This is a genomic window from Streptomyces sp. NPDC055140 (genome assembly GCF_053607285.1).
In genome coordinates this window covers 1-13,477 of record NZ_JBSGTG010000001.1, presented here as the reverse complement: position 1 = coordinate 13,477, position 13,477 = coordinate 1, and the positions used below count along the sequence as shown (strand labels likewise).

13 protein-coding genes are annotated in these 13,477 nt (G+C 71.0%); 7 read left to right on the top strand and 6 right to left on the bottom strand.

Annotated elements, in window-relative coordinates; genetic code table 11:
- The first annotated feature begins 123 nt into the window (after positions 1–123).
- From ACWFR4_RS00065 to ACWFR4_RS00055, 3 genes are read left to right on the top strand one after another with little or no spacing between them, the layout of a single operon-like run.
- Positions 124–1,026, top strand: coding sequence for a sterol desaturase family protein (locus ACWFR4_RS00065; protein ID WP_453464164.1), 903 nt, complete (start codon positions 124–126; stop codon positions 1,024–1,026).
- Positions 1,023–1,754, top strand: a complete 732-nt coding sequence (locus ACWFR4_RS00060; protein ID WP_453649979.1) for a lysoplasmalogenase — start codon at positions 1,023–1,025, stop codon at positions 1,752–1,754. The genes ACWFR4_RS00065 and ACWFR4_RS00060 overlap by 4 nt, the downstream gene beginning before the upstream one ends.
- Positions 1,755–1,812: 58 nt before the next feature.
- The gene (locus tag ACWFR4_RS00055) at positions 1,813–2,856 is read left to right on the top strand and encodes a zinc-dependent alcohol dehydrogenase family protein (RefSeq protein WP_376542379.1); all 1,044 of its coding nucleotides are present in this window, start codon (positions 1,813–1,815) and stop codon (positions 2,854–2,856) included.
- An 18-nt stretch (positions 2,857–2,874) separates the two neighbouring features.
- Here ACWFR4_RS00055 and ACWFR4_RS00050 read toward each other — a convergent pair whose 3' ends face one another.
- From ACWFR4_RS00050 to ACWFR4_RS00035, 4 genes are all read right to left on the bottom strand, one after another.
- Positions 2,875–3,906, bottom strand: coding sequence for a CopD family protein (locus tag ACWFR4_RS00050; RefSeq protein WP_453649977.1), 1,032 nt, complete (start codon positions 3,904–3,906; stop codon positions 2,875–2,877).
- Between the two features lie 84 nt (positions 3,907–3,990).
- The gene (locus ACWFR4_RS00045; RefSeq protein ID WP_453649975.1) at positions 3,991–5,397 is read right to left on the bottom strand and encodes a CoA transferase; all 1,407 of its coding nucleotides are present in this window, start codon (positions 5,395–5,397) and stop codon (positions 3,991–3,993) included.
- Positions 5,398–5,484: 87 nt separating this feature from the next.
- Entirely contained in the window at positions 5,485–7,023 is a 1,539-nt protein-coding gene (locus ACWFR4_RS00040; RefSeq protein ID WP_453467928.1) for a S8 family serine peptidase, read from the bottom strand.
- 103 nt (positions 7,024–7,126) lie between these two features.
- Positions 7,127–8,668 carry a S8 family peptidase gene (locus ACWFR4_RS00035; RefSeq protein WP_453649973.1) on the bottom strand — a complete coding sequence of 514 codons (1,542 nt, stop codon included), beginning with the start codon at positions 8,666–8,668 and terminating at the stop codon, positions 7,127–7,129.
- A 335-nt stretch (positions 8,669–9,003) separates the two neighbouring features.
- On the opposite strand from ACWFR4_RS00035, the gene ACWFR4_RS00030 reads away from it, so the two are divergent.
- From ACWFR4_RS00030 to moaA, 3 genes are all read left to right on the top strand, one after another.
- A complete protein-coding gene (locus ACWFR4_RS00030) occupies positions 9,004–9,372 on the top strand; it encodes a DUF485 domain-containing protein (RefSeq protein ID WP_453467924.1) in 369 nt (122 codons plus the stop codon).
- Positions 9,369–10,997: a solute symporter family protein gene (locus tag ACWFR4_RS00025; protein WP_453649971.1), complete on the top strand. Its 1,629-nt coding sequence runs from the start codon at positions 9,369–9,371 to the stop codon at positions 10,995–10,997. The genes ACWFR4_RS00030 and ACWFR4_RS00025 overlap by 4 nt, the downstream gene beginning before the upstream one ends.
- A 144-nt stretch (positions 10,998–11,141) precedes the next feature.
- Positions 11,142–12,131, top strand: a complete 990-nt coding sequence (moaA, locus tag ACWFR4_RS00020; RefSeq protein WP_453649969.1) for a GTP 3',8-cyclase MoaA — start codon at positions 11,142–11,144, stop codon at positions 12,129–12,131.
- 9 nt (positions 12,132–12,140) lie between these two features.
- Here moaA and ACWFR4_RS00015 read toward each other — a convergent pair whose 3' ends face one another.
- Together ACWFR4_RS00015 and ACWFR4_RS00010 are read right to left on the bottom strand one after the other, a co-directional pair.
- Positions 12,141–12,362: a hypothetical protein gene (locus ACWFR4_RS00015; protein ID WP_453649967.1), complete on the bottom strand. Its 222-nt coding sequence runs from the start codon at positions 12,360–12,362 to the stop codon at positions 12,141–12,143.
- 196 nt (positions 12,363–12,558) lie between these two features.
- On the bottom strand, positions 12,559–12,945 hold the full coding sequence (locus tag ACWFR4_RS00010) for a DUF3099 domain-containing protein (RefSeq protein WP_453467918.1): 387 nt from the start codon (positions 12,943–12,945) through the stop codon (positions 12,559–12,561).
- Positions 12,946–13,161: 216 nt separating this feature from the next.
- Here ACWFR4_RS00010 and ACWFR4_RS00005 point away from each other — a divergent pair, with 216 nt between their 5' ends.
- A complete protein-coding gene (locus ACWFR4_RS00005; protein ID WP_266565814.1) occupies positions 13,162–13,437 on the top strand; it encodes a GlsB/YeaQ/YmgE family stress response membrane protein in 276 nt (91 codons plus the stop codon).
- Positions 13,438–13,477: the final 40 nt, after the last annotated feature.

Sequence of the window (13,477 nt, the reverse complement as noted above, 5' to 3'; positions counted from 1 at the left end):
TGAACGCGCGGGAACCGGCGGAGATCAATGGGGGAAGGCACCAACAACAAGCGACGTACCGCAGGTAATACTTGTCGGTAACACCGTCTAGCCGTGGCCCGTCCGCGGCTTTACGGTGCAGGCATGTCGCCGAACCTGCCCGATGTCGTGCTCTGGTCGATCCCGGCCTTCGTGCTGCTCACCGTCGTCGAGATCGTGAGCGTACGCATCCATCCCGACGACGACGCCGCAGGCTACGAGACCAAGGACGCCGCGACGAGCATCGGCATGGGCCTCGGCAGCCTCGTCTTCGACTTCCTGTGGAAGATCCCGATCGTCGCGATCTACACGGCGGTCTACGAGCTGACGCCGCTGCGCGTGCCGATCCTGTGGTGGACGATCCCGCTGATGCTCCTCGCGCAGGACTTCTTCTACTACTGGTCGCACCGCGGGCACCACGTCATCCGCATCCTGTGGGCCTGCCACGTCGTGCACCACTCCAGCCGCAAGTTCAACCTGTCGACCGCGCTGCGCCAGCCGTGGACGAGCCTGACGGTGTGGCCCTTCTACCTGCCGCTCATCGCGTGCGGCGTGCACCCGGCCGCGCTCGCGTTCTGCTCGTCGGTGAACCTCGTCTACCAGTTCTGGATCCACACCGAGCGCATCGACAAACTGCCCCGCGCCTGGGAGTTCGTCCTCAACACGCCCTCCCACCACCGCGTCCACCACGCCTCCCAGGGCGGCTACCTGGACCGCAACTTCGGCGGCATCCTCATCGTCTGGGACCGCCTCTTCGGGTCCTTCGTGCCCGAGGTCGAGCGCCCGGTGTTCGGCCTGACCAAGAACATCGGCACGTACAACCCCCTGCGGGTCGCCACGCACGAGTACGCGGCCATCGCCAGGGACGTGAAGGCGGCCGGCAGCTGGCGCGAGCGCGGCGGCCGGGTGTTCGGCGGGCCGGGGTGGCAGCCGAAGGACGCGCCCACGCCGGTCCCGGCCCCCGCTGCGGGCCAGACCACCGAGAAGGCAGCCGAGGGCGCCGCGTGACGCCGACTCCGACTCCGGCCCCGGCGCCCGGAGGGGCGCCGGTCCCCACCCGTGAGCGCGCGGCACGCCTCCTGCTCGCCGCCTTCGCCCTGGCGTCCGCCGTCGACCTGATCGCCCTGCTCGCCGGGACCGACGCCGTGCACACCGCCGCCAAGCCGCTCCTCATGCCGCTGCTCGCCGCGTACGTCGCCGTCAGAGGCGGCCCCCGGCTCCTGACCGCCGCGCTGCTCCTCGGGTGGGGCGGCGACGTGCTGCTGCTCTTCGACGCCGACATCGCGTTCCTCGCGGGCATGGGGTCCTTCGCCGCCGGACACGTCTGTTACCTCGTGCTCTTCAAGCGCGCGGGCACGCCACGCGCGCGTGGCGCCCTCCTCGCGGCCGCGTACGGCATCGCGCTCGTGACGACCGTGGCGCTCCTGTGGCCCGATCTGCCGGCCGACATGCGCGGGCCCGTCGCCGGTTACAGCCTGCTCCTGACCGCCATGGCGTACGGCTCCTCGCGCCTGGGCGCCATGGCGGGATGGGGCGGCGCGCTCTTCCTGCTGTCGGACACCCTCATCGCGACCGGCGTCGCCGACTGGCCGCAGCTTCCTCGGCCCGACTTCTGGGTGATGCTCACCTACCTCGCCGCCCAGTACCTGCTGGCGCGCGGCGGGCTCGGACACCCCCTCGGCGCGCGGGCGGTACCGGTGGCGGCGTACCGTGAAAGGCGCACGACCACCACCTGAGGCGCCCCGCACGCGATCCGTCAGCGGCGCCTGTGACCAGCACGAAGGACCCCCACTCATGCGCGCCACCACCATCCATGCCCCGTTCGACATGCGCGTGGAGGACGTGCCGGAGCCCGTCGTCCAGCTCCCCACCGACGCCGTCGTCAGGGTCCTGCGGGCCTGCATCTGCGGCAGCGACCTGTGGGCGTACCGCGGCGAGGCGGCACGCCGGCCCGGCCAGCGCATCGGACACGAGTTCCTCGGCATCGTCGAGGAGACCGGCTCCGAGGTGACCGGCGTCCGGCGCGGCGACCTGGTCGTCGCCCCCTTCATGTGGTCGGACGGGGTCTGCGACTACTGCACCGAGGGCCTCACCACCTCCTGCGAGCACGGCGGCTTCTGGGGCGCGGTCGGTTACGACGGCGGCCAGGGCGAAGCGGTCCGCGTCCCGTACGCGGACGGCACCCTCGTCCAGCTGCCCGCCGACGCCGCCTCCGACGAGCACCTCCTGTCCGCGCTGCTCACGCTCTCCGACGTCATGGGCACCGGCCACCACGCCGCGCTCGGCGCGGGTGCGCGCGCGGGCGCCACGGTCGCCGTCGTCGGTGACGGCGCCGTCGGCCTGTGCGCGGTCCTCGCGGCCAAGCGGCTCGGCGCCGAGCGGATCATCGCGCTCGGCCGCCACCAGGTCCGTACCGACATCGCGCGCCGCTTCGGCGCCACCGACGTCGTCGCCGAGCGCGGTGACGCGGCGATCGAGGCCGTCCGTGAGCTGACCCGCGGCCAGGGCGCCCACGCCGTGATCGAGGCCGTCGGCACGGAGCAGTCCATGAGCACGGCCGTGAACATCACCCGCGACGGCGGCGCCATCGGCTTCGTCGGCGTGCCGCACGGCAGCGGCACCGGTCTCGACCTGAGCGTCATGTTCGACCGGAACATCGCCCTGCGTGGCGGCGTCGCGCCCGTGCGCACGTACATCCCGCAGTTGCTGCCCGACATCCTCGACGGCACGATCGACCCGTCGCCCGTCTTCGACCTGACCGTCGGCCTCGAAGGCGTCCCCGACGGCTACAAGGCGATGGACCAGCGCACCGCGCTCAAGGTGCTCGTCACGAACTGACCTTCTGCGCGCGGGGGTTCACGACCAGCGGATCGGGAGCGGCAGCGCGGTCAGGACGGCCGACACCGCGACCACCACGCCCAAGGCGGCCACCTCCGCGCGCGCGGGCACGTACGCGGCCCCCAGGTCGCCGTGGCGCAGCCGCCCCCGCGCGGCCAGCGCGAACACGGAGACGACGGCCACGAGGATCACCTTCGCCAACAGGGTGCGCCCGTAGGCTGTCGTCACCAACTGGTCGAGGACCGTGCCGACCGGCATCCGGCGCAGCGTGCTGCACACACCGGTCGCCGTGATGGCGGCGAGCAGGACGGCCGCCACGCGCGCGTAGAGCCCCAGCAGCGCGGCTCCCGCCTCAGGCGCCGTCGCCCGCCAGCGGCGCAACGTCCGCAGAACGTGCAACAGACCGCCCACCCACAGCGCGGCACACGTCAGATGGACGACGGTCAGGGCCGCGCCCAGATACGCCGTGTGCTCGGCCGGTGGGTGGGCGCGCAGCGCCTCGGCCACCACGACGGCGGCCAGCGGCGCCAGAGCGGTCGCCGGGCGGCGAGAACGAGCACACAGGGCCGCCACCACGAAGGCGTTGACCTCAAGGAGGGCGAGGGTGCCGTCCCTGGTCCCGTAGAGCCCGGCGATGTCCAGGTCGGAGAGTGCGTGCGGCACGAGGTTGCCGTTCGCCACGATCGACGCGAGCCCCAGCGCGGCCAGGAACCCCGCCCAGGGCGCGTACGCCGACCAGCCGCGCGGTGCGTCCACGGACGGCGCCCCGGGCACCCGCCGGGCCAGCCGCGCCGCGAACACCTCGCCCGCCTGTACGCACAGGGCGGCGAACAGGACCGTCCGAAGGAGCGCCACGCCGGTGACCCCGGGCGCCGCTGCCTCTCCCGTGCCGTCAAGGGCGGCGGAGGGCCCGAGCAGGGGGATCACCGCGGCCGCGGACACGAGGACGAGCACAAGGACGGCCCGCCCGGTCGCGGGCCGTCGGGCGGGAAGGGCGGAGTCGTCCCCGCCGGGGGCGGGCACCTCGGTGGTCGGTCGTATGGAACTCACCACATGATCTTCACCAGGTGTGACAGATCCGGGCAAGTCCAGGAAAACAACTGGCGCAGTGTCATTCCGCCTGAGCGGGCGGCTTCAGCCATGCCGCCACTCGGGCGAGTCGGCACCCCAAAGCCCTGGCGGGCGCGCCCAGTTGACGGGCCCTCCGGTGAATCCGGCCGGCGGCAGCGCGTGCCGCAGCCGTCCCGCGGGACTGTCGGTCTTCGTGAGCCAGCGCTCCGGGTTCTCGGCGTCGTACGTCTCCGTGGCCGCGCTGGGCCCGTGCGGGAGCTCCCGCGTCAGCCAGTGCGCGGTCCGGGCGAGCGCCGGCCGCAGCGCGCGCGTGCCGCCCTCGTCCAGCTGTTCGGTGACGGCGCGCAGGACGGCCGCCGCCAGGAGATAGCCCGTGCCGTGGTCCAGGGCCTGCGCGGGCAATGCCCCCGGCCGCTCCCCGGACCCCTCGACGGCCGCGATGCCCGTGGCCACCTGCACCACGCTGTCGAAGCCGCGCCGTTCGCCCCACGGCCCGTACGCACCCCACGCGGACAGCTGCGCCACGACGAGCCCGGGCCTGCGGGAGGCCAGCGCCTCGGGGGCGAGGCCGAACCGGTCGAGGGCGCCGGGCCGGTAGCCGGTCACGACGACGTCCGCGTCCGCGAGGAGGTCCTCGAAGGCGCGCCGGTCCGCCGCGCCCGTCAGATCGAGCCGCGTGGACCGCTTCCCGAACCCGGTGTCCGCGTGCGCCTCCGGATCCTCCGGCAGCTGCGGGGCGTCGACGCGCAGCACGTCCGCGCCGAACAGCGCGAGGGTGCGTGTGGCGACGGGACCGCCGGTGACCCGCGTCAGGTCGAGGACGCGAAGGCCGGACGCGGGCAGCAGCGGGTCGCCCGTGAGCGGGGGCAGCGACCGGGGCGCCGCCTTGTCGAGCCGCTCCCGGTCGAGCAGCGGCCGCCCGGCGATCGCCACTGCCTGAGGGTGCGCGGCCCATTCCTCCATGGTGCGCAGGGCGACGGCCAGGCCCCCGGCGGCGTACACGGTCTCCTCGACCTCGGCGGCCGACCGCTCCGCGAGCAGCGCGGCGACCCGCTCCACGGACGCGTCGTCGCCGAGCCCGAGGGCGGCCAGGAGCCGTGCCCGGTGGTGCGGATAGTTGGCGTGGGTGCGCAGCCACCCGTCCGCCGTGTGCCAGAACCGGGACAGCGGCGCGAAGTTGACCGTCGCGCGCCCGTCGATCAGCAGATGCCGCTCGCTGACGAACGCGGTGGCCAGGGCACCGTCGTCGACGACCACGCGGGGTACGGGCCGTCCGGTGCGCCGGGCGGCCAGCTCGGCCGCGGCCAGCGAGCACGCGCCCACGCACGCGCGTGCCAGGTCGATCACGGGCAGCCGCGCGGGCAGCGCCCCTTCCCTTACCACGGATGCGAGGTGCGAGGTCAGGGCCGGGTCGCCGCCGAGCGCTGCCCAGGCCGCCCGCGTTCCCTCACCCACCGGTGCATGTGTCATGCAGGCACTATCGCGCACGGCCTCCGGAACGACACAGGTGGGCCGGACGCAACCGCCCGGCCCACCTGAACTGCCATGCCTACGCGGTTACTTGGTCACCGCGTCCAGGGCGTCGGCGATGCCGTGCCCGTAGAAGCCGTTCTTGTTCTTGCCGCCCTCGCACACCGCGTCGACCTTGCCGTCGCCGTCGATGTCGTACGGGTCGGTGCACGGCGTGGCGTCGGCCTGTGCGTACAGGAGCGCCTTCACGGCCGCCGCGGAGGCGTGCGGGTGCGTCGACTTGATCAGCGCGGCGACGCCGGCGACGTGCGGGGACGCCATCGACGTACCGGCCATGTAGCCCCACTTGCCGCCGGGCAGCGGGCCGAGGATCAGGCCGCTCGTGGCGGGCGGCGCCGGCTTCTGGTACGCCGTCGAGTCGCCGCCGGGGGCCGCGATGTCGATGGTGCCCTGACCGTAGTTGGAGAACGACGACTTGAGGCCCTTGGCCCCGGTCGCCGCGGTCGTGACGACGCCCGGCAGCTGCGTCGGGATGTCGAAGCACTTGGACGGGTCGACGACCCGGTCGCCCGGGGTCGTGTCGTTCGGGCTCGACGGGTCGGTGATCTCGTCGGAGGCGAGGTCGTAGTTCTCGTTGCCCGCCGCCGCGACGTTCACGGCGCCCTTCTTCTCCGCGTACTGCGAGGCCCGCGCGACGGCCTTCACCAGGGCCTTCTGGTCCGGGTCGTCCGTGCAGTTGAAGTACCACGGGTCGGTGTAATAGCTGTTGTTGGTGACGTCGACGCCGTGCTCGGCCGCGAACACGAAGCCGCACACCACGGCCTCCGTGTAGAAGAAGCCGTCCGGGTTGCCCACCTTGATGCCCGAGACCTTCACGCCGGGCGCGACACCCGTGATGCCGACGCCGTTCTTGGCGCCCGCGATCTCACCCGCGACGTGCGTGCCGTGCGGGCTCTCCGAGGCGCTGGGACGCCAGGCGCCGTCCGTCGTGTCCGGCTTGCCCGACACACAGTTCGCGGACGCCCCGCGGTCGAAGTTCGGCGCGATGTCCGGGTGGGTGTCGTCGACGCCGGTGTCGATCACCGCGACGGTGACCTTCCTGCTGCCGAGGGACTTCTCGTGCGCCTTGTCCGCCTTGATGGCGGGCAGGTCCCACTGCAAGGGCTCCAGCGGGTCCTGCCCGGCGGCGGCCTGACCGGCCGTGGCCGCCAGCTGGGTGGCGGTCAGCGCCTTCGGGGTGCCGAGGTCGGTCGTGGACTGGGCGGGCAGCGGGGCGGTGCGCGTGGCACCCGCCGAGTCGACCCCGCGGGCCTTGCGGATGGTCTTCGCGAAGTCCGGGTTCGAGGAGTGCGCGACGATGACACCGATCTTGTCGTACGCGATGACGACGGTGCCGCCGGCCTTGGTGATCTCCTTCTGGACGGCGGCCGAAGTGCCGTGTCCGGAACGGACGTTGACCACATAGCTGAGCGAGGGGCCGTCCGTGGCGACCGGGGCCTGAGGGGCCTGACCCGCGGCCGACGCGGTCGCGTTCGGCAGGAACGCGAGCGCCGTGGCCATGGCCATCCCGGCCGGGATGGCTATCGAACGGCGGATGGAGCGGGAGCGCGCGAGGGGCGCCGTCATGGTGTCTCCTGGGTTCGTTGCGTTCGGGATGCGTGGAGCGGCAGGCGGCCGGAGCCACCCCGAGTGCCTCTGGTGCGGGGCTGCTCGGCGGGTCGCGTCCGCGTCACTTCTTGACGGCGTCGAGCGCGTCGACGATGCCGAAGCCGTAGAAGCCGTTGACGTGCTTCCCGCCCTCGCAGGTGGCGTCGACGACACCGTCGCCGTCCCCGTCGTACGGGTCCGAGGGGCAGCCCGGGTTGTCGGCCTCGGCCTTGAGCAGGGCCTGGAGCTGGGCCGGAGTGGCTTTCGGGTGCGCCGACTTGAGCAGCGCGGCGACACCGGCGGCGTGCGGCGACGCCATCGACGTGCCCTGGAGGAAGCCGTACTGGCCGCCCGGCATCGTCGACAGGATGCGGCCGTTCTTCGACGGGGTGTCCGGGAACTGGAACTTGTCGCCGCCCGGCGCCGCGATGTCGATGACACCCTTGCCGTAGCTGGAGTAGTACGCCTTGGCACCCGTCGGACCCGAGGCGCTGACGGTGACGACGCCCGGCAGCTGCGTCGGGATGTCGAAGCACTTGTGCGGGTCGATCGTGCGGTGGACCGGCGTCGAGTCGTCGGGGCTGGAGTCGTCGACGAGTGCGTCCGAGTCCAGGTCGTCGTTGGAGTTGCCGGCCGACGCCAGGTTGAGGGTGCCCTTCTTCTGGGCGTACAGCTGGGCCCGGTTGACCGCGTCGACGATGGCCTTCTGGTCCGGGTCGTCCATGCAGTTGTAGAGCCAAGGGTCCACGTAATAGCTGTTGTTGGTGACCTCGACGCCGTGGTCGGCGGCGAACACGAAGGCGCAGACCACGTTCTCCGGGTAGAAGAGGCCGTCGTTGGGGTCACTGACCTTGATGCCCGCGACCTTCACACCGGGAGCGACCCCGGCGACGCCTATGCCGTTGCGGGCCGCGGCTATCTCACCGGCGACGTGCGTGCCGTGGTAGTCCTCGGCCGGGTCGTAGGGGCGCCACGCGCCGGGCGACGTGTCCGCCTTGCCGCCGACACAGTTCGCGGACTGCGAGGCGGAGAAGTTCGGGGCGAGGTCGGGGTGGGTGTCGTCGACGCCGGTGTCGATGACGCCGACGGTGACGTCGCGGCTGCCCGGGTTGATCTTCGCGGCCTTGTCGGCGCCGATCGCCCGCAGGTCCCACTGGTCGGCCTCGAGCGGCTCGGCGCCCGAAGTGGCGTGCGCGGCAAGGGACTTGGCCTGTGCCTTCGACAGGACCTGGGCGGCTCCCTCGTCCGTGGTGCCGGCGGCGACCAGCGGGGACGTACGCGTGGCGCCCGCCGACTGCACCCCCTTGACGGCACGGATCTGCCGGCCGAAGTCCGGGTTCGACGTGTGGACGACGATCACGCCGATCCGGTCGTACGAGGCGACGAGGGTCCCGCCGGCGTCGGCGATCGCCTTCTTCACGGACGCGAGGGTGCGGTGGTCCGTCCTGGTGTTCACGACGTACGCGAGTGCCCCGGCGTCGGCGGTGGCCGAACCGGCCGTGGCGGCGGGGGGGTCGGCGGGTGCGGCCGACGCGGCGCCGGGCAGGAAGCCGAGGGACGCAGTGAGCGCGAGGCCGAGCGGCAGGGTGAGCGCCAGCCGGCGTCTGGAGCGCAGATGAGCCATGGGATCTCCACATCATCCGTCGTATATGGAAAAGCCCGAACACAGTTGGTGCCCGGGCAGGTGCATGACGCGTGGTGCTCGGGTGAACGTATCCCGGGTCCTCGCAGGCCAGCAATGAAATCCCAAAGAAAGCGCATGACTGGGCAACGCAGTTGAACCGGTGTGCGCGCGCCCCCGTGACGTTGAGCAGGGGGCATGCGCACGATCCCCGCCCCCTGTCGGATCACGCCGGGTAGCCCTACCATCGCCACCCGGCCCAGGTGATCCAGATCACTGTGAGGTCTGAGAACCACATGTCCGTTTCACCCGCCGCACCCGCACCGCGAGGAGACTCCGTGGCCACCGATGCACCGCCACCGCCGAAAGGCGGCTCCCGCAACCGACCCGCACCGCCCTCCACGGAGGAATTCATCGCGGAGCAGGAGGGCGCGGAGTTCGCCGAACTGCGCCACGCGCACCGCTCGTTCGCCTTCCCCCTGACGGTCGCCTTCATCGCCTGGTACCTGCTGTACGTACTGCTGTCGAACTACGCGGGCGACTTCATGGGCACCAAGCTCTTCGGCAACATCAATGTCGCGCTGGTCCTCGGCCTCGCCCAGTTCCTGACCACGTTCCTCATCGCCTGGTGGTACTCCCGCCACGCCGCCACCAAGCTCGACCCCAAGGCCGAGGCGATCAAGTCCCGGATGGAGGGCGGCGCATGAGCCCCGCAGTCACGCAGGTACTCGCCGCGGGTGAGGCGAGCGAGCACCGGCCGCTGATCATCTCCCTGTTCGCGGTGTTCGTCCTCGCCACCCTGGTGATCACCGTCTGGGCGGGTCGCCAGACCAGGAACGCCTCCGACTTCTACGCGGGCGGGCGCCAGTTCACCGGCTTCCAGAACGGACTCGCCGTCTCCGGCGACTACATGTCCGCGGCCTCGTTCCTCGGTATAGCCGGAGCCATCGCCCTCTTCGGTTACGACGGCTTCCTCTACTCCATCGGCTTCCTCGTCGCCTGGCTCGTCGCCCTGCTCCTGGTCGCCGAGCCGCTGCGCAACTCCGGCCGCTACACGATGGGTGACGTCCTCGCGTACCGGATGCGCCAGCGCCCGGTCCGCACCGCCGCCGGCACCTCCACGATCGTCGTCTCGATCTTCTACCTGCTCGCGCAGATGGCGGGCGCGGGCGTCCTCGTCTCGCTGCTCCTCGGCATCACGTCCGACGCGGGCAAGGTCGGTATCGTCGCCCTCGTCGGCCTTCTCATGATCGTTTACGTCACCATCGGCGGCATGAAGGGCACCACCTGGGTCCAGATGGTCAAGGCCGTGCTCCTGATCGCGGGCACGATCCTGCTCACCTTCCTGGTCCTGCTGAAGTTCAACTTCAACATCTCCGACCTGCTCGGCAAGGCGGCGTCCAACGGCGGGAAGGGCGCCTCGTTCCTGGAGCCCGGACTCAAGTACGGCGCCACGTCGACGTCGAAGATCGACTTCATCTCGCTCGGCATCGCGCTCGTCCTCGGCACCGCGGGACTGCCGCACATCCTGATCCGCTTCTACACGGTCCCCACCGCCAAGGCCGCCCGTAAGTCCGTGAACTGGGCTATCGGCATCATCGGCGCCTTCTACCTGATGACGATCGCGCTCGGCTTCGGCGCCGCCGCCCTCATCAAGCCGGAAGAGATCATCGCGTCCAACCCGGCGGGCAACACCGCGGCGCCGCTGCTCGCCCTCCACCTCGGCGGGGTCGACTCGACGTGGGGCGCGATCCTCCTCGCGACGATCTCGGCGGTCGCCTTCGCCACGATCCTCGCGGTCGTCGCGGGCCTGACCCTCGCCTCGTCCTCCTCGTTCGCGCACGACATCTACGCGAACGTCATCAAGAAGGGCAAGGCCTCCGAGAAGCAGGAGATGAAGGCGGCCCGCTGGGCGACCGTCTTCATCGGCATCGTCTCCATCGGCCTCGGCGCCCTCGCCCGCGACCTGAACGTGGCCGGCCTGGTCGCGCTCGCCTTCGCGGTCGCCGCCTCCGCGAACCTGCCGACGATCCTCTACAGCCTCTTCTGGAAGCGCTTCACCACCCAGGGTGCGCTCTGGTCGATCTACGGAGGCCTCTTCGCGGCGGTCTTCCTGGTGCTGTTCTCACCGGTCGTCTCCGGCAACCCGAAGACGTCCATGTTCAAGGGCGTCGACTTCCACTGGTTCCCGCTGGAGAACCCGGGCATCATCTCGATCCCGGTCGGCTTCCTGCTCGGCTGGCTCGGCACCGTCCTGTCCAAGGAGAAGGCGGACGCCGGCAAGTACGCGGAGCTCGAAGTCCGCTCCCTCACCGGTACGGGAGCCCACTGACCCCGGGATTCGGACGGCCGCTTCGCGGATCCTCGTACGGATCTACGATGCGGCCGTCCCGCTCCCGTGGGATCTGGAGACCGCTCATGCCAGACCCATCACGTAGGGTCGGACTATCAGATCCGCATCGGAGAGGGGGCCCACGTGCTGATCGACACTTATGGCCGAGTGGCTACCGACCTCCGGGTCTCACTGACCGACCGGTGCAATCTCCGGTGTACGTACTGCATGCCCGAAGAGGGCCTCCAGTGGCTGGCCAAGCCCGATCTGCTCACGGACGACGAGATCGTCCGGCTCATCCGGATCGCCGTCACCCAGCTTGGCATCACGGAGGTCAGGTTCACCGGCGGCGAGCCCTTGCTGCGCCCCGGCCTCGTCGGCATCGTGGAGCGCGTGGCCCAGTTGGAGCCCCGCCCCCAGATGTCCCTGACGACGAACGGGATCGGACTCAAGCGCACCGCCGCCGCCCTCGAGCAGGCCGGCCTCGACCGGGTCAACGTCTCGCTGGACACCCTGCGCCCCGACGTCTTCAAGACCCTCACCCGGCGCGACCGCCACAAGGACGTCATCGCCGGCCTCGAAGCCGCAAGCGAAGCCGGCCTCACCCCCGTCAAGGTCAACTCCGTGCTGATGCCGGGGCTGAACGACGACGAGGCACCCGAACTCCTGGCCTGGGCCGTCGAGCACGACTACGAGCTGCGCTTCATCGAGCAGATGCCGCTGGACGCCCAGCACGGCTGGAAGCGCGACGGCATGATCACCGCCGGTGACATCCTCGCGTCCCTGCGCACGCGCTTCGACCTCACGCCCGAAGGCTCCGGCGAGCGGGGCTCCGCCCCCGCCGAGCGCTGGCTGGTGGACGGCGGACCGCAGCGCGTCGGCGTCATCGCCTCCGTCACCCGCCCGTTCTGCTCGGCCTGCGACCGCACTCGGCTCACCGCCGACGGACAGGTGCGTACCTGTCTGTTCGCCAGCGAGGAGACGGACCTGCGCGCGGCGCTGCGCTCGGACAGCGGGGACGACGAGATCGCCCGTATCTGGAAGCTCGCCATGTGGGGCAAGAAGGCCGGTTCCGGCCTGGACGACCCGACGTTCCTCCAGCCCGAGCGCCCGATGTCCGCGATCGGCGGCTGACCCGGGGCCTCAGCCCTCGTGGTCCCCGGACTCCCAGTCCTTCAGTGTGACGACGTCCTTCAGGAAGCCGCGCACACCGAGGAACTGGGAGAGATGCTCGCGGTGTTCGTCGCACGCGAGCCACGTCTTGCGCCGCTCCGGCGTGTGCAGCTTCGGGTTGTTCCAGGCGAGCACCCAGACCGCGTCGACACGGCAGCCCTTGGCGGAACAGATCGGGTTTTCGTCACTCACAGGTACCGCCCCAAACACATACGCGCCCGAACAAAGGCGACGCCGAGCAGCCACGGGGGGAGCTGCCCGGCGTCGGTCCGTCGCTCCGACGGGGGATGCGGAGCGCGTACGAAGTATGTCATGGGGGACCGGCCGCCCGGCACCGGAACTACATGATTGATCTGAGCTTTTCTTGAGCTTTGCGGATCGTCGGTGGTCAGCCGCGGTCACCCAAGTGATCAAGCCGCTCCTCGTCGTGCGCTCCGGCGTTGTCCTCCGGATCGGATTCCGCCGGGCCGGTGGCCGCGGGCGGCGTGAGCATCGGCCGCACCGGCGGGGACACGAAGGTCGACGGCAGCGAAGGGACGTTCTCCCGGCCCGCGTTGGCGATCACCACGGCGACGTAGGGGAGCACCAGACCGAGCACCAGGGCCACGATCGCGACCGGGCGTTCGATGTTCCACAGGACCGCGCCGAGGATCACGGCGAGGGTGCGGACCGACATCGAGATGACATAGCGGCGCTGCCTGCCGCGGACGTCGTCGGCGAGACTCTGCCTCGCCCCGGTGATCCGGAAGACCTCGCCGCTGCTCTGCTTCCGCATCGCATTCCACCGCCTGCCTGCCATGCCGGACTCTCCCCGGTCCGGACTGTCTCCACGGTACGCCCGGCTTCCTCTGCGTTCGAGACCGGGGCGGGCCCGGCCTGTGCGTACTTGCCTGCGCCGTACCGCGTACGGGTGCGCCCGACATGCGCTGTATGGCGGACAAGCCGAGACTGGGCGCAGATGCGCACAGCGCGCCACAGAGGAGGCGACGACATGAGCTGGTTGTGGGCGATCATCGTGGGTCTGGTGCTCGGACTGATCGCAAAGGCGATCCTGCCGGGCAAGCAGCAGATCCCCCTGTGGCTGACCGTGATCTTCGGAATCATCGGCAGCGTGCTGGGCAACTCGGTCGCCACCTGGATCGGTGTCAACGACACCAAGGGCATCGACTGGACCCGTCACCTGCTCCAACTGGCCGGAGCCGTGCTCATCGTGTGGCTGGGAGACATGGCCTGGGTGGCCCTGCGACGCGACAAACAGCGCGTCTGAGACAGCCGGAAGGGCGGCCACGCACCAGGTGCGTGGCCTG

Bases quoted from the DNA above. Each gene is read 5' to 3' on its own strand.
- ACWFR4_RS00055 (WP_376542379.1), top strand. From the start codon at position 1,813: ATGCGCGCCACCACCATCCATGCCCCGTTCGACATGCGCGTGGAGGAC.
- ACWFR4_RS00045 (WP_453649975.1), bottom strand. From the start codon at position 5,397: ATGACACATGCACCGGTGGGTGAGGGAACGCGGGCGGCCTGGGCAGCG.
- ACWFR4_RS00010 (WP_453467918.1), bottom strand. From the start codon at position 12,945: ATGCGGAAGCAGAGCAGCGGCGAGGTCTTCCGGATCACCGGGGCGAGG.
- ACWFR4_RS00040 (WP_453467928.1), bottom strand. From the start codon at position 7,023: ATGACGGCGCCCCTCGCGCGCTCCCGCTCCATCCGCCGTTCGATAGCC.
- ACWFR4_RS00005 (WP_266565814.1), top strand. From the start codon at position 13,162: ATGAGCTGGTTGTGGGCGATCATCGTGGGTCTGGTGCTCGGACTGATC.
- ACWFR4_RS00025 (WP_453649971.1), top strand. From the start codon at position 9,369: ATGAGCCCCGCAGTCACGCAGGTACTCGCCGCGGGTGAGGCGAGCGAG.
- ACWFR4_RS00035 (WP_453649973.1), bottom strand. From the start codon at position 8,668: ATGGCTCATCTGCGCTCCAGACGCCGGCTGGCGCTCACCCTGCCGCTC.
- ACWFR4_RS00065 (WP_453464164.1), top strand. From the start codon at position 124: ATGTCGCCGAACCTGCCCGATGTCGTGCTCTGGTCGATCCCGGCCTTC.